Genomic DNA, 20,734 nt, shown 5'->3' with positions numbered 1-20,734 from the left:
GATGCAACACCTCCCCCTTGATGGGGGAGGATGGGTGGGGGTGTTGGCCCCCCACCCGGATTGCTGCGCAATCCGACCTCTCCCCCAGAGGGAGAGGTGAAGTAGGGCTCCCCAGTCGCGGAGCGACACCTCTCCCTTGGGGGAGAGGTCGACGCGAAGCGGCGGGTGCGGGGGCCTTGCTTGCGGTTTAGCCGAAATTGGCCAGGCCCTGAACGCCGCGATGGAAGCGGGCGAGCTTGGCGTAGAAATCTTCCAGAATGTAGCGGATGTCGATCGTGTCGTAGACCTTGATCGGACGGTGCTGGCCATTGTGGATGTAGTGCATCTGTGGCGAGAACTCGGGGGCGGGGCGCCAGTCATAGGTGCCGCCCATCGGGTTGAGGATCACCGAGAGGGCCGGGGTGTCGCCGAGCGAACGGTGTTCGATCGGGCCCTGGTGGACGCGGAAATTCCAGTCGATGAGCTGGTCGACGAGGTATTTGCCGATGGCGCCCTTGTCTTCGCAGCGTTCCTGCAGCTCGGCATAGCTCACCGACATCATGCGATAGACGGTGGACGGGATCTGCCAGACCTGGACTTTTGAGCGCATCACGACGTTGGCGGCAGCGATGTCGTTCATGAGGTTGAATTCGCGGCCGCCCGAGGGCCAGACGCCGCCGCCGATCCAGACGCAGATGACGTTGCGCTCGTTGAGGCGCGGCTCCATCAGAATGGCCGAGGCCATGTCGGTCAGCGGGCCGAGGAAGGCGACATAGAGCGGACGGTCATCGTCCTTCATGGCTTCGTCGATGATCATCTGGGCGCCCGGCGAGGGGACCGGCGTGTTTTCATCGGGGAGGGCCGTGGCGGCGCCGTTGGCGACGGGGATGCGGCCTTCGAGGTCCATCAGCTTGAGGAGATGGTCGATCTCGACGCGGCTGTCTTCCATCGAGGTTTTGGAGCGGTGCGCGCCAAAATGGGCGGCGATGATGCCGTGGAAGTCGAAAGTCGGGGTCAGGAGCGCGTGGACGATGGTGAACTGATCGTCGGCCTCGTTCTTGGCGTCGGTGTTCAGAATCAGGCGGGCGCGCTTTTCGCGGGGGAGAGTGGTCATTCCTGCTCTCCCAGGGCGCTGAAGAGGGCTTTTTGGGCGATTTTCATGGCGCCGATGGCGTCGTGGCGGCTCTGGGCTTCCTGCAGGGCCTCGAAATCGAGGCGGTCGAGTCCCTTGGCGGCGGCCTTGAGGAAGTCGATGGCGTGGGTGGCGGTGGCGACGGAATCTTCGCGGAAGGGGAACTGGTCGAGCTGCCAGACGCCGTTCCAGTTGTTCTTCTTGAGGACGTAGAAGAACTCGAAGAGTTCGAGCGGATGGAGGCTGCCGGCGACGAGGTCGTCGTCCCAGGAGCGGTAGTTGTCGTTGACGTCCATGCCGAAGAGGCGGCCGTGGTCGATGGCGAGCTGGGCGCTATCGGCAGCGGATTCGCCGCCCATGATGGCGTGGCCGAAATCGAGGAGGATGCCGACGTTCGGCAGGCCGATCTTTTCGATGCCGAGGATGGTGCGGGCGACCGAACCGAAGCTCATGCGAACGCGGGGTTCGCGCGGCTTGTATTCGATGACGAATTTCAGGTCAGGGTTTTCGGAGGCGAGCTGGCCGACGCCGTCGAGCGAGCGCTGCCACTGGGTGCCGTAATCGACCTGGAAGGGGTAGTCCCAGCCATCCTGACCGGGCCAGAGCTTGACGTAGTCGGCCTTGTGGAAGCGGACGACGTTGCAGGCGTCGGTGATCAGTTCGTGGGCGCGGCGGCGGACGCCGGCGTCGGGATTGGTGAAGGCGCCCTTGACGAATTCGCGGGTGTAGATTTCGGGCGTGATGCCGATGACGGAGAGATTGTTGCGGTCGAGCGCGGTCTTGATCTCGGCGTCAGAGAATTCGCCGCCGAAATAGGGCCAGTTGAGATCGACGACGGAGAGGTCTTTCACCTGACCGGCGATGTCGATGGCTTCGATGATGTTGCGCGGCTGGCCGTAGCCGTCGGTGGCGTAGCGGTCGAGATAGGTCGCAAAGTGCCAGATGCCGGCACCGAAACGTGGGGTGGTCATGGGGTTCCTCCGGAATTTTGTTGGTTTTGGGTGGCCAGGGTCTGGGTGACGGCGGACTGCCAGCGCTGGCGATGTTTTTTGCTCGTGTCGGCGTCCATGGCGGGCGTGAAATGGCCGGCGGCTGGGACGCCGGGCATGGAAATGCCGATGGATGAAAAGGCAAGGGCGGCGGCGCCGAGGGCGCTGACTTCGGGCGCAGCGGCGGCGGCGACGGGGCGGCCGAGGATGTCGGACTGGAACTGCATCACGACAGGATTGCGCGAGGCGCCGCCATCGGCGCGGAGTTCGCCCAAGGGTGAGCCCATATCGGCTTCCATGGCGGAATAGACGTCGGCGACCTGGAAGGCGATGGCTTCGAGGGCGGCGCGGGCGAGGTGGGCAGGCTTGGTGCCGAGGGACATGCCGGTGATGGTGCCGCGCGCATCTGCACGCCAATAGGGGGCGCCGAGGCCGACAAGGGCGGGGACAAAAGAGACGCCGTTGCTGTCGGGGACAGTTTCGGCGAGGGCCGAGAGCGCGGCGGCGTCGGCGAGGCCGAGGAGTTCGGCGGTGAAGGCGGCGGTCTGGCCCGAGACGGAGATATTGCCTTCGAGGGCGTGTTGTACCTGACCCTTTTGGCTCCACGCGATGGTGCTGGAAATGCCGTGGGTGGACCGCACGCGGCTGGGCGTCAGGGCCATCAGGGAGGTGCCGGTGCCGTAGGTGGCTTTGACCGTGCCGGGGGTGCGGACGCCGTGGCCGAAGAGGGCGGCGTGGGAGTCGCCGATCATGGCAAGGATTGGCGTGCCGGCGGGGAGGGCGGTGGTACCTTCGGCAGTGAGGCCGAAATTGGTGTCGGAGGATTTGACCGCGGCCAGCATGTTTTGCGGCACGCCGAAAAGGGCGCAGAGGTCGGCGTCCCAAGTGAGCGTCTCGGTATTGAAGAGCTGGGTGCGGGAGGCGTTGGAATGGTCGGTGGCGTGGGTTTGGCCGCCCGTGAGATTCCAGAGGAGCCAGGAGTCGACGGTGCCGACGCGGAGTTCGCCGGCCTCGGCACGGGCGCGGGCGCCGGGGGTGTTGTCGAGGAGCCAGGCGATCTTTGCGGCCGGGAAGAGGGGGTCGAGGGCGAGGCCAGTTTTGGCTTCGATGGTTTCGGCGTGGCCGGCGGCGCGAAGGGCGTCGCATTTGGGAGCGGAGCGGCGGCACTGCCAGATGACGACGGGGCCGATGGGCTCGCCCGTGGCAGCGTCCCAGACGAGGATGGACTCGCGCTGGTTGGAGATGCCTATGCCGGCGATGTTGGCTTCAACTGCTTTGGCGACGACTTCGGCGATCACCGTCTTCACGCCGTCGACCAGCGCGGTGGCCGATTGTTCGGCCCAGCCGGGCTGGGGGTAGGTGACGATATTGGGCACGGAGGCCTGATGCAGCACGCGGCCGGAGGCGTCCACCAACAGCGCCTTGGTGTTGGTGGTGCCCTGGTCGATGGCGAGGATCAGCTCGCTGGTCATTTTTTGCGCGCGATGGTCTGGCGTACGGCCTCGGCAATGCCGGTTTCGTTGAGCCCAAAGTTGTCGAAGAGCCAAGCGGCCGAGCCGGTGGGCACGAAGCCGGGGAAGCCGAGAATGCGCATGGGCACGGGGTTGGTCGAAATGACCACTTCGGCAACGGCGCCGCCGAGGCCGCCACGAACGGAGTGTTCTTCCACCGTGACGATGGCGCCGGTTTCCGCGGCAGCGGCAATGACGGCTTCGTCGAGTGGATTGACGGTGGCCATGTTGACGACGCGGGCGGAGATACCTTCGGCGGCGAGGGTTTTCGCAGCGGCTACCGCGCGGTGGACCATGGTGCCGTTGGCGATGATCGTTGCGTCCGTGCCTTCGACGAGGGTTTCGGCTTTGCCGATTTCGAAGACGGCGCCTTCGGGGCGTTCGAGGGCGGGCACGGCCATGCGGCTGACGCGGACAAAGACCGGGCCGTCATAGGCAGCGGCGGCCTTGATGGCTTCGGCGGTCTGCCAGGGGTCGGCGGGGACAATCAGCTTGAGATTGTTGAAGAGGCGGAGCCAGGCGAGGTCTTCGATCGAGTGATGGGTCGGGCCGAGTTCGCCATAGGCGACGCCGGAGGACTGGCCGATCAGCTTTACGTTGACGTTGGAGTAGGCGATGTCGGCCTTGACCTGTTCGAGCGCGCGGCCAGTGATGAAGCAGGAGGCGGCGGAGACGAAGGGCACCTTGCCGCCATTGGCGAGGCCGGCGCCGACGGCGACGAGGGTCTGTTCGGCAATGCCGACATTGACCATGCGCTCGGGGAATTTCTTCTTGAAGCCGCCAAGCTTGGACGAGCCGACGCTATCGCTGACGACGGTGACGATGCGCGAGTCGCTCTCGGCGAGCGCTTCGATGGTGGCGGCAAAGCTGTCGCGGCAATCGAACAGGCCGGCTTTGGAGGGGGCAGCAGCGCTCATCAGACGAGTTCCCGCATGGCTTGTTCGTATTGTTCCTTGGTCGGCACGCCGTGGTGCCAGGCGACGTTATCGTGCATGAAGCTGACGCCCTTGCCCTTAAATGTGTTGGCAATGACGCAGAGGGGTTTACCGCGGCCCTTGGGGGAGGCGGAGAGGACTTCGAGCAGCTTGGCGTGATCGTGGCCATCGACCACTTCGACATGCCAGCCGAAGGCGCGCCACTTGTCGTCGAGCGGGTCAAGCGAGGCGGTTTCCTCGGTGCGGGCGCCCTGCTGTAGACGGTTGCGGTCGATGATAAGGGTCAGGTTTTCGAGCTTGCGGTGGCCGCCGGTGAGGGCTGCTTCCCAATTGCTGCCTTCCTGCAGTTCGCCGTCGCCAGTGAGCACGAAGGTGCGGAAATCGGCATTGTCGATCTGGCCGGCAATGGCGATACCCAAGGCGACAGGGAGGCCGTGGCCGAGGGGGCCGGTATTGGTTTCGACGCCGGGGAGGTAGTTGCGGTTGGGGTGGCCGTTGAGTTTTGACAACGGCTCCATGTAGGTCGACAGGTCCGCTTCCGGGAAATAGCCGGCGCGGGCTAGGACGGAGTAGAACGCGCCGGTGCAGTGGCCCTTGCTCATGACGAAGCGGTCGCGCTTGGGATCGCGCGGGTTCTTCGGATCGTAGCGCATGACGCCGAAGTAGAGGGTCGCGAGCACGTCGGTGGCGCTGAAATCGCCGCCGGGATGGCCCTGCTGAGCCTCATAGACCATCTGGAAGCTGCGGCGACGTATCCACAGAGCCTGCGCGGCGATATCGCCCACGAGGTCGTTTTTGAGGGGTGCAGCGGGTGATGGCAAAGGGACCTCCGTCAGCAATTGCCTCGGCCAGAAAAAGCTGAAGCGGGATGCTCTTGTATGGTTGAGTACCGCTTGCATTGCTTTCGTGCAATACGGAAAATTTGTGATTTTTTGCGTTTTGTGTTTCGAATGGTGCGGAAGGTCGGGCGCAGGCGGTCGTTTCTCCACCTGTTTCTGGGCCTGAGAAGCGAGAGAGATTGCAGACACGCAGCGACAAAGCGATATGGTAGCACGATAAAGAGGGCGGGGATAAATGGCGCAGAAACCAAAGGGCGGACGGCGAAGCGGCGGCGAAGCACAAGCAGGTGCAGCGCCGCAATTGCTGGCGGAACCGCGGCGTATGCGCATCCTCGAATGGCTGCAGGAAGAAGGAAGCGCGAGGGTTCGCGATCTTTCCTCAGCGTTCGGCGTGTCGGAAGCAACGATCCGGCAGGATCTGGAACGGCTGGAAGCCGACGGCAACATTACCCGCGAGCACGGCGGGGCTTACCTCAAGTCCATACCGCAGCAGGTGCAGTCGATGACGCTGCAGCATGTGGAGAATATGGACAAGAAGCACGCCATTGGCATGGCGGCGGCGGCGCTGGTTTCGAATAACGACACGCTGATCATCGACTCGGGGACGACGACGACCAAGTTCGCCGAAAACCTCAGGGTCCGTCAGGATCTTAACATCATCACCAATGCGCTGAACATTGCGCTGATCCTGGGTGCCATCCCGACCAATACGGTGCATATGCCGGCGGGCCAATTCAAGGCGCCGACACTAAGCCTCTCCGGAGAAAAGTCGGTCGAGTTCTTTGTCGGCATTTATGCGCAGAAGCTGTTCCTGGCGACGGCCGGCGTGTCGTTCGATGTGGGCCTGACCTATCCGGCGATTGGCGATATCTACGTCAAGCGGGCCATGGTGAAGGCAGCATCGCATGTGTATCTGCTGGCTGATTCCACCAAGATCGGACGCGTGTCGTTTTCTGCCCTCGGAGGGGTGGAATTGGTGCACACACTGATAACCGATGACGGCATTACCGACGAAGATCGTCGCCAATTCGAGAAGCGTGGTGTGGAAGTCATCATTGCGGGTTAGGGCGCCCAAGCTCAACCAAACGCAAACACTCGCAGAAAATCAAAAACGCATGCCCTTCAGGAGGGGCGGATTGTGATCGAATCGCAATTCGCATCGTGAAAACTGCATTGCATCCGAGGAAATGTGGAGAGTGGTGCGCCCAGAGGGACTTGAACCCCCAACCAGACCGTTATGAGCGGTCGGCTCTAACCATTGAGCTATAGGCGCGCTGCGGATTTCCTAGGGTTTCACACCAAGAGTGGCAAGGCCAAATTTGCGTTGCCCGCTAGTTACGATGTTTGGCCGCGGCTTCAACGGCCGCGCGCATCGATGTCGGCGTGTCGCCGGTGACGATTGCGCCGAGGAGTGGGGCGGCGATGCCCGCTTGGCGCAGTTGCTCGAGATCGTCGGGTGTGAAGCTCAATTGGCTGGGGACGATGACCGGGACGTCTACGGCTGCTGCGATGGAGCGGTAGCGGTCGAGGTCGGCTGGGGTCATGGCGGTGCGGTAGCGCTCGAAGGGCATGATCGAGGCTTCGATGATGCAACCGGGGAGGGCGGCGATTTCGGCGACGTCTTCGGGCGTGCTGGTCGAGGAGAGGGCAGGCATGGGGCGGAGGCGCGATTGCAGCAGGTGGGGCTGCATGTGGTCGATATAGACGTTGAAGCCTTCGAAGCCGAGGTCGGCGAGGGCGTCCATTTCGGATGCCGTGGGTACGGTTTCCTGACCGGCCATGACGAGGAGCGGGCAGCCGAGTTTGGCGAGCTCTTCGAAGAAGGGGCGTTCTTGCTCGAAGGTCCCGAAGGTCGTGCCGGTGGCGCGGTGGTAGGCGTTTAGATGTGTCTTGAGGGCGAAGGCGCCGCCGTCGAGAGCAGCCTTGGCAAGGTCGAGATCGTGCCGGGCGAGCGAGACGATGACGGGATATTCGCCTGACGTGAGGGCCTGGTAGAAGCGGGAGGCTGGATAGGTCATTCGATGCGGAGGCCCGTTGCGGCGTCAAAGAGGTGGATGGCGGTTAGATCGGGGCGGATGTGGATGGTCTCGCCGTAGCGGGCGGCGATGCGCTCGCGGAAAACCCCGGTGATGGTGTGCTCGCCAAGGGTCATGGTGACCTGGGTTTCCGAGCCCATGGGTTCGATGAGGGAGACCTTTGCCGGGAGGCCGTCGGCGGCGAGGGTCAGGTGTTCGGGGCGGAAGCCGTAGCTCGCCTTGCCGCGGGCGGTGACTGAGGCAGGGAGGGGTAGGGTGATGCCGGCGGCTTCAAAGCCCTTGTCGGTGATGGTGCCGCCGATGACGTTCATCGATGGCGAGCCGATGAAGCCGGCGACGAAGAGGTTGGCGGGTCGATCGTAGAGATCGAGCGGGGCACCGACCTGTTCCACCTTGCCGCCATTCATCACGACGATGCGGTCGGCCATGGTCATGGCTTCGACCTGGTCATGGGTGACGTAGACGGTGGTCACGCCGAGGCGCTGGTGGAGGCCTTTGATCTCGCCGCGCATGACGACGCGGAGTTTGGCGTCGAGGTTGGACAGGGGTTCGTCGAACAGGAAGACCTGCGGATTGCGCACGATGGCGCGGCCCATGGCGACGCGCTGACGCTGGCCGCCGGAGAGCTGGCGGGGATAGCGATCGAGGAGATGGGTGAGGCCGAGAATGCCGGCGGCCCATTGGACTCGCTCGGCGATCTCTGCTTTCGAGCCGCCGCGGTGTTCGAGCGAGAAGCCCATATTGGTCGCGACGGTCATGTGCGGATAGAGCGCGTAATTTTGGAAGACCATGGCGATGTCGCGGTCTTTGGGCTCGAGGTCATTGACCACGCGCCCGCCGATTTCGATGGCGCCGCCGGTGATGGTCTCGAGGCCGGCAATCATGCGCAGCAGAGTGGACTTGCCGCAGCCGGAGGGGCCGACGAGGACGACGAATTCGCCGTCGGCAATGTCGATGTCTATGCCATGCAACACGGACGTGGCGCCATAGCTCTTGGTGACGGATTTGAGGGTAACGGGAGCCATGGGGTCAGCCTTTCAGCCCGGTATGGGCGAGCCCTTCGACGAACTGCTTCTGCGCCACGATGAAGACCAGCAAGACGGGGATGGCGGTCATGGTGGCAGCGGCGAGCTGGATGTTCCACATGGCCCCGCCATAGGCGTCGGTGAACTGGGTCAGGGCCTGGGGCAGGGTGAACATCTGGGTCGAAGAGAGGAATACGATGGGTTCTAGATAGAGGTTCCACGAGTGGAGGAAGGTGAAGATGGCCACGGCGCCGAGGGCGGGTTTTGCCAGCGGCAGGGCGATGGTCCAGAAGATCTTGAAGCGGCCAAGGCCATCGACGCGCGCGGCTTCCTCAAGCTCGTTGGGGAGCGCGATGAAGAATTGGCGCATGACGAAGGTGGCAAAGACCGAGGGCGCGCCGAAGATGGGCACGAGGATCAGCGGCCAATGGGTGTTGATCATGCCCCAGCCGAGAAAGATCTGGAACAGAGGTACGATGGTGACTTCGGAGGGGATCAGCAGGCCCAGCAGAACGACCATGAAGATGGCATTGCTGAAGGGGAACTTGATCCGCGCGAAGGCGTAGCCGGCCATTGAGGAGATGACCATGGTGCCCGCGGTGACGAGGGCGGCGATATAGGCCGAGTTCCAGTATTGCCGGGCGAAGGGCTGCAGCTCGAAGACCTGGGCATAGGTCGAGAAATCGAAGCGGCGCGGCCAGAGGTCGGGCGGGAAGGCGAAGATGTCGCTGATCGGTTTGACCGACGAGGTGACCATCCACCATGTGGGGAAGACGAAGGGGATGAGCAGGACGCACATCAGCCCATAGAGGGCAGTCTTCATGCGTGGGCTGAGATCAGTTTTCATAGAAGACGATCCGCTTGCGGAGCTGCCACTGAACGAATGTCAGGACCGCGACGATGACGAAGAGCAGGATCGACAGGGTCGAGCCATAGCCGAAAAAGTGGAACTGGAAGGCCTGCTGGTAGAGGTAATAGACCAGAACCGTGGTGGTCATGCCGGGGCCGCCCTGGGTGAGGACGGCGATCTGGGCGAAGACCTGCAGCGAGCCGACGATGGTGATGATCGAGGTGAGCAGGATCGTCGGCGAAATCATTGGCAGGGTGATGCGGCGGAACTGCTTGAAACCGCTGGCGCCATCGACCCGCGCGGCCTCGTAGAGTTCCTTGGGCACGCCTTGGAGGGCGGCGAGGAACAGGATCATGTTGAGGCCGACATTCTTGAAGACCTGCACGACGACGACGGAGATCATGGCCGTGGTTGGGGTGCGGAGCCAGTTGGGGCCTTCGATGCCGATCATGGCCAGCATGCCGTTGATGCCGCCATTGTTCTGGAGGAGGAAGCTCCAGACGATGGTCCAGGCGACGAGGGAAACGACCACCGGCGAGAAGAACAGGGTGCGGAACACGACCATGCCTTTGAGCTTCTGGTCGAGGAGGACGGCGAGAAGGAGGGCCAGCGACATGTTGAGGATGACGAGGCCGGCCGAGAAGATGGCGGAGGCGAGGAGCACCGAAGGCAGGTTCGGGTCGGCCAGCAGCATCTGGTAATTGGCGGCGCCGACGAAATTGAAGCTGGCGGCCAGGACGTTCCACTCGTGGAGCGAGTACCAGAAGACGAGGCCAAGCGGCACGAGCACGAAGGTGATGATGCCGATGAGCTGGGGCGCGATGAAGATATAGCCTGCCGCCGCGTCGCGCCGGGCGATGGTCCAGAAGGGGCGTTTTGGGTTTGGCGAGGCCGAGGCACTCATAGGTTTGGTTCCTTCGTCTCCCTCCCGCTTATGGGGAGGGATCAAGGGTGGGGGGACCACGCGCGGAGCGTGTGGAGAGATACCCCCACCCTGCTCGATCACGGACTTAGCGAGCTAAGTCCTATCTCGCTTCCCTCCCCACAAGGGGGAGGGTGGGTGCGGTGGTTGGCAGAACTAGCGTGCCAGCAGCGGGCTGACGCTGGAACACACGTTTGCGAGCACGGCGGCGACGTCGGCTTCGGGGACCCAGAGGGAGTCGAGGCCGGCGCGGATGGTCTGCTGGATCTGGGCGAAGTTGGTGTGGCCCGGCAGAACGGTGCCGTTGGAGATGCCTGCGATCACGACGTTTTCGATCTGCTCGGCGGAGAGCAGCGGATTGGTCGAGGCGAGGGTTTCTGCGTTGAGGAGGCTCGTGCGGGCCGGCGGGAAGAACTGGGCCAGCTTCTTGGAGTTTTCGGCATTGGTCATGTAGCCGAGGAATTCGACGGCGACGTCCTTGTTGGCACCCTTGGCGAAGGCGCCGACACCGGCCTGGCCGACGACGGAATATTCACCGGCAGGGCCAGCCGGGAGCGGCACGAGATCCCAATCGAACGGGTTTTCCTTAGGCAGTAGCGAGGCGCGGCTGATCTGGGTGATGGTCATGCCGGTTTCGCCAGCGAAGAAGTCGATGTCTTCGCCCGGGCCAGGCATGGCCTTGTCGGTGAAGACGGCCTTGTGGATGGCGGTCAGCGCGTCGACCATGGCCGGATCGGTGAAGGTGCAGGTCTTGCCATCGGCGCTCCAGGGCGCGGCGCCCCAGCCATTCCAGATGGAGGCGAGGTTCTGCCAGGTCTGGAACTTGAAATCGCGGACGACGAGGCCGGTCTTGCCGGACTGGCCGACAGTGGCGGCAGAGGCGAAGGCGTTGTCCCAGGTCCATTCGCTGGCGGCGATCAGTTCTGCCGGGGTTTTGGCGCCTGCGGCCTTCAGCACGTCGTTGTTGGCAAAAATGGCGAAGGGCGAGGTGGAGAAGGGGTAGGCGTAGAGCTGGCCGTCCTTGGTCCAGAGGGCGGTGGCCTTTTCCGAAACGTCGGCGAGATCGTAGCCTTCGGTAGCGGCAAAGGCGTCGGTCAGCGGGGCGAGGGCGCCGGAATTGACGAAGTCGGCGGCGGTGGTTTCGAGAATCCAGGCCAGGTCTGGCGGGTTGCCGCCGGCGATCTGGGTGGTCAGGGTCGTGGTGTAGCTGTCGAAGGGCAGCGGTTCGAAGGTCACCGAGACGTTGGGGTGCGTGGCTTTGAAGCCCTCGGCGATCTCGTTGAACATGGCCAGATGCGCTTCATTGGCGCTCCAGATGGTCATGCGCAGATTGACTGCGTCCTGGGCCCAGGCCGTGCCGGCGGCGGCAAGGCCCAGGATGATGCCGGCCGTTGCGGCCGTGGTTTTCAGTAGATGCTTTGTCATTGTTTCCTCCCTGGATGACATGAGTTGGTTAGTAGCCACGCACGTCGGGCCAGCGGATTTCGATGCCTTCCGCATAGAGACGTGACTGGAAATCGGTGAGCAGGGCGTCGTCGGCCTGCACCTGGTGCGGCGTGAGCCCGTGGTTGAGGCAGTGGGCGGCAAGGAGCCCGGCGACTTCGCCGACGTTCCACTCGACCGGATGCAGGCGGTAGCAGCCATTGGTGATGTGGGTGGTGCCCATGTTCTTGCCGCCGGCAAGCAGGTTTTTCACACGGCGCGGCAGGAGCGAGCCGAGCGGGATTTCGAAGGGCGCGGATTCGACGTCGACATAGTTGTCGCCACCCGTCGAGGGATGGAGGTCGATGCGGTACATGCCGATGCCGACGCTGTCGCGGTATTGCTTGGAGAGCGTATTGCCGTGGATGGTCATCGAGACGTCCTGCTCGACGATGCGGGTGATCGGCAGGATGCGGCGGCTTTCGCGGATGTACGGAGCCATGGCGAGGCCATGGTCGGTGCCGGTGATGTCGCCGCGGAGGCGCAGGCCCGGAAAACCCTGGCCGCCATCGAGGCGGGGGGCTTCGGTCTGGAGCCAATAAAAGACAGAATAGGAGAGGTCGGCGGCAGACTTGAGGTGCGCGGCCTTTTCTTCCTCGGACACGTCGATGATGGAGCCCAGCATGTAGTCGATCATCGGCCAGTTCACGAGGCAGATGTCGGAGCCATAGGCGCCGGGCACGAAATTGCGGCGGGCGGCGATGCGGCGGAAGGTCCAGAGGTTGCCGTCGCCGGGATTGCGGCGCTGATCGGCGTCGACCAGCAACGGATCATCATCGGGGTTCGGGGTGAAGCTGCGCTCGGTGATTTCGAGGGTGCGCGGATGGGGCGCCTTGAAGCCGAGCAGCGGGCCGCCCCAGAAATCGGGCTGGTACTGGCGCCAGAAGTCGTAATTGGCTGGCTTGTCGATGACCTGGTTGCCATCGACGTGGTCGATAGCGAAGCAGACGGAGACGGCCTGGACGTTGTCGGGCTGGGCCGTGTCGGGCGCGCTGGGTTCGCCGGTGTCGGACCGGGATTCGAAGCCCTTGGCGTATTCGGTGCCGGTGAGGGGCAGGAGATCGCCGAGTTCGGTGGCATCGACGACGTAAGAGGCGAGGACGGTGATTTCTGCGCCGGTGTCGCGGTGGCGCAGAGTGATGGCGCGGACCGTGTCGCCCTGTACGTCGGCGGCGATGGGCAGATAGGGTTTTAGGACGCGGAGCTGGCCGCCGCCGCGCCAGGGGGCAAGCATGGCTTCGATGACGGCGAGGCCGGTGCGCGGCTCGGCGCAGAGGCGGCTGACCCAGCCGGCGCCGGGATTGAGATCGCCCCAGGCGCGGCTGGCAGCGGTCAGCGGATAGTGGTCGCGATAATATTGGCGGATGCCAGTGCGGAGCTGGCGATAGGAGCGGGTGATGCCGAACTGCTCGACCCAGGAATGCTCATCGGGCGGCACGGCCTGGCTCGTGAGTTGGCCGCCGAGCCAATCGAATTCCTCGGTGAGAATGACGGTGCGGCCAGAGCGCAGGGCGCCCAGGGCGGCGGCAACACCACCGAGGCCGCCACCGACGACGAGAAGATCAGCGGAAAGTTCTTTGGTCATTTGGTCTTCTTGGTTTTGGAGGAGGGAGCGCCGAGGGTGTCACCCTCGAGTGGCTCGCAATGGAGGAGGAGCTGTTCCACGGGGGCATCGTGCTCGACGCGGCGGACCAGCATTTCGGTGGCGGCGCGGGCCATGGCCTCGCGCGGGATGGCGAATGAGGTGAAGCGGCGGCCGGGTTCTTCGGCGCGGATGTGATTGCCGAGGACGACGATGGAGAGATCGTCGGGGATGGAGAGGCCGCGGGTACGCGCGGCGTGTTCGATGGCGATGGCGTCGGCCAGTTCGGTGACGAAGACGCAGGTGGCGCCGGCCGCGAAGAGGATATCGAGGATTTCGTTGGGCGGGCGGCCGACTTCGAAGATCGAGGTGACGAGTTCGGCTTCGCCGACGGAGCGGGAGAAACCGTACCAGCGGTCGACGGTGGATTCGGCGCCTTCGTTGAGGCCGACATATGCGATGCGGCGATGGCCGAAGGATTTGGCACGCTCGACGAGAGCGGACGTGGCAGGAGCGTAGTCGCCGCCGACATAGGGGACGGGGCCACCAGCGTCGTCGCGGCGGCCGACGGCGACGAAGGGGAAGTCGCCGGCGACAAGCCGAGCCAGCTCGGTATTGTCGAATTTGCGGCCAAGGATGACGCAGCCATCGGCGAGGCGGAGGCGGACATTGTCGCCAAAAATCTTGCGCTGCTGGCCGGCGCCGGTGAGCAGCAGCAGGTCATAGCCAAGGGTTTGCGCGGCTTCTTCGATGCCGAAGAGGAAGGGCGTGAAGAAGTCGGCCTGGCCGGAGGGGAAGGCGGGTTCGTAGGTGAAGACGCCGAGGATGCGGTTGAGGCCTTTCACCATTTTGCGGGCGACGGGATCGGCGACGTAGCCGGTGTCGCGGATGACCTTTTCGACGCGTTCGCGGGTTTCCGTCGGGATGCGCGAGCGGCTGAGAGGCGTGCCGTTGAGCACTAGTGACACCGTGGCCTGGCTGACGCCGGCCAGTTGGGCAATGTCCCTTTGTGTCAGTCGCTTTACCGCGGCCAAGTCTTCCTCCCAGAAGTGCTGATACGTATTAGCAGCTAATGCGTATTAGCAACTTGCGGAGAGGGGAGTCAAGCGGGGTGAATGGGCGGGAAATGCGGGTCTGTGGAAGCCGGGAGGGCAGGATGGCTTGAAGTTATTGGGCCGTCGCGGTAATTTCGAGGACGGTCTGCAGTTCACCGAGGCGTCGCCGTCCCGCAAGGGAAGCTAAACCTGCTCCAAGGAATACCGACAGGAACGTCCTCGTGCCTCGTCGAAAGCCGGTGACCATCGACACTGCCGAACAGGCGGTTGAGGCATGTACAAGGATGTGACATGTCGCGAGAAATTCACGCACTGACTATCGCCGATCTCTCCACTTTTGCCCGCGCTTTGCGGGAGGCCCTTGCGCAGCGCGAGGCGCCGCTGGGCCATGTAGAAATGCTCAATTTGCTGAGCAAGTCTGCCGGTTACAAGAACTACCAACATTTCCGGGCCGAGAGCGATGCTGCCGAGCAGGTGCCGGTGGCGCCGAGGCCGGACGCCGAGTTGATCGAACGGGTGGCGCGCCACTTTGATGAACGCGGAGTGCTCATGCGCTGGCCGGCGAAGAACAGTTTGCAGCCGCTGTGCCTCTGGGCGCTGTGGAGCCGGATGGAGGCGGGCCGGGTCTATTCCGACGCCGAGATGACGGCGCTGCTGACGGCCTGGGCCAGCTTTGGCGACCATGCACTGCTGCGGCGGGCGCTGGTGTCGCTCGGCTATGCGGTGCGCAGCAAGGATGGGCGGATTTATCAGCGGATCGAGCAGAAGCCGCCGGTGGAATTGTCACCGTTGTTGCGGAGGGTCAGGCGGGTGGAGGAGCCGGTCTAGGCGGTCTTGTTGGTGCCGCGCTGGTAGGCGATCTTGGCAACGAGATTGCCCATGCCCTGGGACTCGGACAGCTTCACCGAAACCAGTCCGTTTGCCTGGCTATTGAGTGCCTGCAACTGCGAATAAGCTGCCTTCCGCTTCTCGCGGTAGTAGTTCATTTGCTCGTAACGAGACATCTGGGAGACGGTGCTGAAACTTGCCATGTAAAAAGCATGGCAAGAAATGGTTAGCCGCTTGTTAATGCTGCAGGACGACTAGGCCGGCGGCAGTTGCCATCATGGCGCCAGCGGTCTTGTTGAGGCGGCCGAGGGCCTTTTCACTCTTGAACATTTCGCGGGCGGCGGAGGCGAGCCAGGCATAGCCGCAGCCGATGAGCAGCAGGACCACGACCACGATTGCCGTCAGTTCGATGAAGGTCACGGGGTTCATCTGGTCGAGCGGAATCACCGTCGGCAGGATGGCAAGATAGAAGACGATGGTCTTGGGATTGCCCATGGTCAGGGAGAAGCCGGCGAGGAAGGTCCTCCAGGGGTCTTCGTTCTTGGGCTTCATCTGCTCGGCGCCGGGCTTGGCGGTCCAGAACTTCCAGGCGATGTAGAGGAGGTATGCCGCGCCGGCCCAGCGGACGATGACGAAGATCGGGCCGAACCAATGCGCGATGGCGGCAAGGCCGAAAACGGCGAAAACGAAATAGACGAGATCGCCGGCGAGAATGCCGAGGACCATAGGAAAGGCACCCTTGAAGCCGCCGCCGAGGGCGCGGGCAACCACTGCGGCCACGCCGGGACCGGGCACGAGCACGGCGATGGCATAGGCAACGGTGAAGGCGGCGAGGGTGAAGATATCCATGGTGGGCGGTCCGCTTAAAATAGAGGCCGGACACTACTCCCGGGGCTGACGATTTGCCAGAGGGCGGTTGACGCTGCCTGTCGCTGCGCTATTTATGGAGCACCGTAACTCGACCGGATGGTGCCCAATGGACCGCTTCTCCAACGCAATGCCGACCTGCCTTGCCCTTGGAGAATTCTCGATCCATGCCCGTTTCCGTAACGATTTCGCATCTTTCCTATACCGGCCCTGACGGCCACAAACTCTTTTCCGACCTTGATCTGACCTTTGGCCCGGGCCGCACAGGCCTCGTGGGGCGCAATGGCGTGGGCAAGACTACGCTGCTGCGGCTGATCGCTGGCGAGCTGACGCCGAGCGGCGGCGGGATCAGCGGCATGGGCCGCATGGGCGTGCTGCGACAGCAGGTGCAGCCCGGCGAAGGCGAGACCATCGCCGATCTCTTTGGGGTTCGCGATGGGCTGGTTCTGCTCGCCAAGGCGATGAGCGGGGAGGCCAGTGTCGATGAGCTGGCCGAGGCCGACTGGACGCTGGAGGCGCGGCTTGATGAAGCGCTGGCGCAGTTGGGGCTGCCGGTAACGCCGGAGACGCTGCTTTCCACGTTGTCGGGCGGGCAGAGGACGCGGGCGGCTTTGGCTGCTCTGGTGTTTGCCGAGCCGGACCTGATCTTGCTCGATGAGCCGACGAACAATCTCGATATCGACGGTCGCGCGGCGGTGGCGGAGCTGTTGGCCGGGTGGCGTGGTGCGGCAATTGTCGTGAGTCACGATCGCGGCTTGCTGGAACAAGTTGATGCGATTGTTGAGTTGACGACGCTGGGCGCCAAGACCTATGGCGGTGGATGGAGCCTCTATCGCGAGCGCAAGGCGCTGGAGCTGCAGGCGGCGGAGCATGATCGCGACGTGGCGGAGCGGCAGGTGCGCGATGTGGCGCGCAAGGCGCAGGAGTCTCGGGAGAGGCAAGCCCAGCGTGACGCTGGCGGGCGAAAAAAGGGCGCCAAGGGGGATATGCCGAAAATCCTGCTCGGCGGGTTGAAGCGACGGGCGGAGGAAACAGCAGGCGGGCTCGATACGCTGGCGGAGAAGATGGCGAGCGCTGCGAACGAGCAGGCACGGGCGGCGCGGGAGCGCATTGAAGTGCTGACGCCATTTGCGGTGAAGCTGGCGCCGAGCGGGTTGCCGGCGGGCAAGGTGGTGCTGCGGGCGACAGGTTTGACCGGTGGCTATGACGAGGCGGCGCCGACGATCCGGAATTTCGATATGGAGATCATCGGGCCGGAACGGGTGGCGGTGACGGGGCCCAATGGGGCGGGGAAGACGACACTGATCAAACTGCTTACAGGGCAGTTGGCGCCGTTCGCGGGGGCGGTGCAGATCGGCGGGCCGATGGCGCTGCTCGATCAGCAGGTGGGGCTGCTCGATCGGGGTGAGAGCATTGTCGAGAATTTCCGGCGGCTCAATCCCGAGAGTTCGGAGAATGATTGCCGGTCATTGCTGGCGGCGTTCAGTTTTCGAGCGGATGCGGCGCTGCAGAAGGTGGGGACGCTGAGCGGCGGGGAGATGTTGCGGGCGGGGCTGGCTTGCGCGGTGGGCGGGAAGACGCCGCCGATGCTGCTGGTGCTCGATGAGCCAACCAATCATCTCGATGTCGAGGCGGTAGAGAAGATCGAGGCGGGGTTGCGCGCGTTCGATGGGGCGATCCTGGTGATCAGCCATGACCGGATGTTTCTGGAGAATATCGGAGTGACGCGGGAGGTGGGGCTGGGGGCGCAGTGATTGCCGATACCCCCACCCTCATTCCCTCCCCACAAGGGGGAGGGAGGCGAAAGGGCACTACGGCAGGCGTGAGAGGCGCTCGGTGAGGAGCTTGAAGAAGCCCTCGGCGTTGCCGTTGCGGAGGTAGTTGGCGTTATGTGGCTTGTCGGTGACGTGCCAGTAGTCGGTGACGGTCATGCCGACGGTCAGTTCACTCGCGGTTTCGATGGTCACGTTGCATTCGCGGCCTTCGAAGAGGGTGGGGTCGATCAGGTAGGCGATGACCGTGGGGTCGTGGAGTGGCGCGCCTTCCCAGCCGTATTTCTTGAGATCAAAGCCTTCCGAGAAGCTGAGCATGTCGTAGACGGCCTGGCCGGAACGATTGCCGAGCGCCTTGATGGCGTTGAGGCGGGTCGGCGTCGACTGGATTTGATGAGTCACATCAAGCGGCAGGACGGTGATCTTGATGCCGCTCTTGAAGACGATGTCGGCGGCTTCGGGGTCGACATAGATGTTGAACTCAGCCGCCGGGGTGATGTTGCCGACTTCGAAATAGGCGCCGCCCATCATGACGATCTCGGCGACGCGTTCGGCGATCCTGGGCTCCTTGACGAGAGCCATGCCGATATTGGTCAGTGGCCCGAGGGTGCACAGCGTGATGGTTTTGGGCTCGGCGTTCATCAGGGTGTCGATGATGTAGTCGACGCCGTGCTGGGCCTGGAGTTCGATCTTTGGCGCGGGCAGTTCGGGGCCGTTGAGGCCGGTATCGCCGTGGACGTGTTCGGCGGTGACGAGCGTGCGGCGCATGGGGCGGGCGCAGCCGGCATAGACCGGGACTTCCGGGCGGCCGGCGAGTTCGACGATTTTCCGCGCATTGTTGGCGTTGTGGTGGAGACCGACATTGCCGGCCACGGCAACGACGCCGATGACGTCGAAATCCTCGGGCGAAGCCAGGGCCAGAAGGATGGCGACGGCGTCGTCCTGACCGGGGTCGGTGTCGATGATGATCTTGCGCGGCATGGATAGTCCCTGGACAAACCGGATGAAAACGGCGGGACTTTAGCGAGGCGCGCGACGGCGGTCGACAGGGCAATGACGCAAAGGAACGCTCATCGACAGGCAACGTTGTAGGGGCAGCGTCACCCAGCCCCGAAAGTCGCCATGAAAGCCCCTTCTCCGCCCGAGGATATGAACGAAAGCCAGTTCGAGCGCGTGCTCGACAACGCCGCGCGTCTATCGATGGTGGCGATCGGGATCGTGGTCCTGCTCTTCGTACTGCAGGCGGGGCAGGTGTTTCTGGCCCCTGTGACGCTAGCCATCGTTGTCGGATTGATGTTCGGACCGGTGGCCGACCGGCTGGAATCGGTGGGGGTGCCGCCGGCATTGTCCGCGGCAGTGGTGGTTCTTTTGCTGCTCGGGATTATCGCGGTTGGCATCGTGGCGTTCGCCTTGCCGCTGAGCGAATGGGTCGCGCGAGCGCCGCTGATCTGGGAGAAATTGCAGGGGCAACTCGCCAATCTCAAGGAGCCGCTCGAGACCTTTTCGCAGTTTCAGTCGCAGCTTAACGAGGTTTTTGGTGGCGGCTCGGCGGCCATGAACGTCAATGTCGAGGATGGTAGCGCCGTGACCAGCGTGGCGCTGCTGGCGCCGGCATTGATGGCGCAAATCCTTATCTTTCTGGCCAGCCTCTATTTCTTCGTCGCGACGCGCGACCATATCCGCATTTCGGTCCTGTCGCTGTGCGTGACGCGAAGGATGCGCTGGCGCACGGCGCATGTGTTTCGCGATGTCGAGGCCAAGGTCAGCCGTTTCCTGCTGTCGATCACCTTCATCAATGTCTGCGTCGGCATTGCCGTGACGTTGGTCATGTGGGCGATCGGCATGCCGTCGCCGATCCTTTGGGGCGCGCTGGCGGCGGTGCTCAACTACATTCCCTATGTGGGGCAGGGCACGATGATACTGATCCTGCTTGCTGTGGGACTGGGGACGCAAACACGACTGGAACAGATCGTCCTGCCAACGCTGTGTTATATGGGCGTCAACTTCATCGAAGGTCAGATCGTCACGCCGCATTTCATCGGGCGGACGATGACACTGAATCCCTTCGTCATTTTCCTGTCGATCACGTTCTGGCTTTGGGCATGGGGGCCAGTGGGTGGGCTGGTGGCCGTGCCCACTCTGTTGATCGTGACGTCGATCATGACCCATGCGCTGCCGAGCAAGCCGGTGGCGCCAAAGCGGCCGGTGCGCCGCACGCGGAACATGACAGATCGTGAGGCGCTGTTGGCGAATACGGCGCAGGCGATCAAGGAGCAGCGGCAGGACGCCGAGGATAGTGGCGAAAAGCGCAAGCAGGAGCGCATGGAGCCGCCGGAGGGAACCGCGCCGACCGGTGTCGAAACCTCGGGCTAGGGTTCGGTCGCGCGGGGCACCCCTGCAATCCGATGCCTTGACGGAAAGCGTCTCCACCGACCAGTGTCGTCATGACTAGACGAGACGGGAATTCGAATCATGGCCGGAGAAGCTGTCATCCACGCTGCCGAGGCCGCGCATAGCGGTGTCGATCTGGTTCCCGTCGTGGCGCTCCTCGCCGCTGGCGTCGTGGCCGTGCCGCTGTTTCGGCGTATCGGGCTTGGGTCCGTGCTGGGCTATTTGGCGGCGGGTCTATTGCTTGGCCCCTCGGGTGTCGGGTTGATCGCTGATCCGAGTTCCGTGCTGCATCTGGCCGAGCTGGGCGTGGTGCTGTTCCTCTTCATCATCGGGCTCGAAATGGAGCCCAGCAAACTTTGGGCGCTGCGCAAGCAGATCTTTGGGCTGGGCGTTATTCAAGTCGTGAGTTGCGGATTGCTGCTGACCGGGGTGGGCGTCGTCCTTGGGTTTTCGCCCGTTGTCGCCTTCATTTTCGGCATGGGCTTCGTGCTGACATCGACGGCCATCGTCATGCAGATCTTGGGCGAGCGGGGCGAACT

20 protein-coding genes and 1 tRNA gene are annotated in these 20,734 nt (G+C 63.5%); 5 read left to right on the top strand and 16 right to left on the bottom strand.

Annotated features, from left to right (window positions below):
- Window positions 1-187: 187 nt before the first annotated feature.
- From ABW043_RS02325 to ABW043_RS02305, 5 genes are read right to left on the bottom strand one after another with little or no spacing between them, the layout of a single operon-like run.
- Window positions 188-1,093, bottom strand: coding sequence for a nucleoside hydrolase (locus ABW043_RS02325; protein ID WP_353919633.1), 906 nt, complete (start codon window positions 1,091-1,093; stop codon window positions 188-190).
- Window positions 1,090-2,082, bottom strand: coding sequence for a sugar phosphate isomerase/epimerase family protein (locus tag ABW043_RS02320; RefSeq protein ID WP_353919632.1), 993 nt, complete (start codon window positions 2,080-2,082; stop codon window positions 1,090-1,092). Before ABW043_RS02320 ends, ABW043_RS02325 begins: the two co-directional genes overlap by 4 nt.
- Window positions 2,079-3,572, bottom strand: a complete 1,494-nt coding sequence (locus tag ABW043_RS02315; protein WP_353919631.1) for an FGGY family carbohydrate kinase — start codon at window positions 3,570-3,572, stop codon at window positions 2,079-2,081. Before ABW043_RS02315 ends, ABW043_RS02320 begins: the two co-directional genes overlap by 4 nt.
- The gene (locus tag ABW043_RS02310; protein ID WP_353919630.1) at window positions 3,569-4,528 is read right to left on the bottom strand and encodes a transketolase family protein; all 960 of its coding nucleotides are present in this window, start codon (window positions 4,526-4,528) and stop codon (window positions 3,569-3,571) included. Before ABW043_RS02310 ends, ABW043_RS02315 begins: the two co-directional genes overlap by 4 nt.
- Window positions 4,528-5,280: a transketolase gene (locus ABW043_RS02305; protein WP_449396918.1), complete on the bottom strand. Its 753-nt coding sequence runs from the start codon at window positions 5,278-5,280 to the stop codon at window positions 4,528-4,530. Before ABW043_RS02305 ends, ABW043_RS02310 begins: the two co-directional genes overlap by 1 nt.
- A gap of 340 nt (window positions 5,281-5,620) precedes the next feature.
- Here ABW043_RS02305 and ABW043_RS02300 point away from each other — a divergent pair, with 340 nt between their 5' ends.
- Window positions 5,621-6,451 (top strand): DeoR/GlpR family DNA-binding transcription regulator, encoded by an 831-nt coding sequence (locus ABW043_RS02300; protein ID WP_353919628.1) that lies wholly within the window; start codon window positions 5,621-5,623, stop codon window positions 6,449-6,451.
- A 131-nt stretch (window positions 6,452-6,582) separates the two neighbouring features.
- Here ABW043_RS02300 and ABW043_RS02295 read toward each other — a convergent pair.
- The 8 genes from ABW043_RS02295 to ABW043_RS02260 all read right to left on the bottom strand — a co-directional run bounded on the left by ABW043_RS02295 (window position 6,583) and on the right by ABW043_RS02260 (window position 14,316).
- Window positions 6,583-6,658, bottom strand: a tRNA-Ile gene (locus ABW043_RS02295).
- A gap of 58 nt (window positions 6,659-6,716) precedes the next feature.
- Window positions 6,717-7,403 carry a hypothetical protein gene (locus tag ABW043_RS02290; RefSeq protein WP_353919627.1) on the bottom strand — a complete coding sequence of 229 codons (687 nt, stop codon included), beginning with the start codon at window positions 7,401-7,403 and terminating at the stop codon, window positions 6,717-6,719.
- On the bottom strand, window positions 7,400-8,446 hold the full coding sequence (locus ABW043_RS02285; RefSeq protein ID WP_353919626.1) for an ABC transporter ATP-binding protein: 1,047 nt from the start codon (window positions 8,444-8,446) through the stop codon (window positions 7,400-7,402). The genes ABW043_RS02290 and ABW043_RS02285 overlap by 4 nt, the downstream gene beginning before the upstream one ends.
- A 4-nt stretch (window positions 8,447-8,450) precedes the next feature.
- Window positions 8,451-9,293, bottom strand: coding sequence for a carbohydrate ABC transporter permease (locus tag ABW043_RS02280; protein ID WP_353919625.1), 843 nt, complete (start codon window positions 9,291-9,293; stop codon window positions 8,451-8,453).
- Window positions 9,283-10,200, bottom strand: a complete 918-nt coding sequence (locus ABW043_RS02275; protein ID WP_353919624.1) for a carbohydrate ABC transporter permease — start codon at window positions 10,198-10,200, stop codon at window positions 9,283-9,285. Before ABW043_RS02275 ends, ABW043_RS02280 begins: the two co-directional genes overlap by 11 nt.
- Window positions 10,201-10,374: 174 nt before the next feature.
- A complete protein-coding gene (locus ABW043_RS02270; protein ID WP_353919623.1) occupies window positions 10,375-11,643 on the bottom strand; it encodes an ABC transporter substrate-binding protein in 1,269 nt (422 codons plus the stop codon).
- 28 nt (window positions 11,644-11,671) lie between these two features.
- The gene (locus ABW043_RS02265) at window positions 11,672-13,285 is read right to left on the bottom strand and encodes an FAD-dependent oxidoreductase (protein WP_353919622.1); all 1,614 of its coding nucleotides are present in this window, start codon (window positions 13,283-13,285) and stop codon (window positions 11,672-11,674) included.
- Window positions 13,282-14,316 (bottom strand): LacI family DNA-binding transcriptional regulator, encoded by a 1,035-nt coding sequence (locus ABW043_RS02260; protein ID WP_353919621.1) that lies wholly within the window; start codon window positions 14,314-14,316, stop codon window positions 13,282-13,284. The genes ABW043_RS02265 and ABW043_RS02260 overlap by 4 nt, the downstream gene beginning before the upstream one ends.
- A gap of 312 nt (window positions 14,317-14,628) precedes the next feature.
- Between ABW043_RS02260 and ABW043_RS02255 the strand changes: the two genes are divergently transcribed.
- Window positions 14,629-15,165: a DUF2087 domain-containing protein gene (locus ABW043_RS02255; protein ID WP_353919620.1), complete on the top strand. Its 537-nt coding sequence runs from the start codon at window positions 14,629-14,631 to the stop codon at window positions 15,163-15,165.
- Here the strand turns inward: ABW043_RS02255 and ABW043_RS02250 are convergent.
- Both ABW043_RS02250 and ABW043_RS02245 read right to left on the bottom strand, forming a co-directional pair.
- Window positions 15,162-15,368 (bottom strand): hypothetical protein, encoded by a 207-nt coding sequence (locus ABW043_RS02250; protein WP_353919619.1) that lies wholly within the window; start codon window positions 15,366-15,368, stop codon window positions 15,162-15,164. The two genes, ABW043_RS02255 and ABW043_RS02250, sit on opposite strands and share 4 nt — an antisense overlap.
- Before the next feature lie 34 nt (window positions 15,369-15,402).
- Window positions 15,403-16,014 (bottom strand): LysE family translocator, encoded by a 612-nt coding sequence (locus tag ABW043_RS02245; protein WP_353919618.1) that lies wholly within the window; start codon window positions 16,012-16,014, stop codon window positions 15,403-15,405.
- Window positions 16,015-16,199: 185 nt separating this feature from the next.
- On the opposite strand from ABW043_RS02245, the gene ABW043_RS02240 reads away from it, so the two are divergent.
- Window positions 16,200-17,786, top strand: a complete 1,587-nt coding sequence (locus ABW043_RS02240; protein ID WP_353919617.1) for an ABC-F family ATP-binding cassette domain-containing protein — start codon at window positions 16,200-16,202, stop codon at window positions 17,784-17,786.
- A gap of 57 nt (window positions 17,787-17,843) precedes the next feature.
- On the opposite strand, the gene ABW043_RS02235 is transcribed toward ABW043_RS02240, so the two are convergent.
- Window positions 17,844-18,785 (bottom strand): nucleoside hydrolase, encoded by a 942-nt coding sequence (locus ABW043_RS02235; protein ID WP_353919616.1) that lies wholly within the window; start codon window positions 18,783-18,785, stop codon window positions 17,844-17,846.
- A 141-nt stretch (window positions 18,786-18,926) separates the two neighbouring features.
- Here ABW043_RS02235 and ABW043_RS02230 point away from each other — a divergent pair, with 141 nt between their 5' ends.
- Both ABW043_RS02230 and ABW043_RS02225 read left to right on the top strand, forming a co-directional pair.
- On the top strand, window positions 18,927-20,177 hold the full coding sequence (locus tag ABW043_RS02230; protein ID WP_353919615.1) for an AI-2E family transporter: 1,251 nt from the start codon (window positions 18,927-18,929) through the stop codon (window positions 20,175-20,177).
- Window positions 20,178-20,276: 99 nt separating this feature from the next.
- A partial coding sequence (locus ABW043_RS02225; protein ID WP_353919614.1) for a cation:proton antiporter domain-containing protein occupies window positions 20,277-20,734 on the top strand: 458 nt, incomplete at its 3' end.

Origin of the sequence: Devosia sp. (assembly GCF_040509215.1) — a bacterium.
Classification (GTDB): Bacteria; Pseudomonadota; Alphaproteobacteria; order Rhizobiales; family Devosiaceae; genus Devosia.
This window is presented reverse-complemented; position numbering and strand designations above follow the sequence as displayed.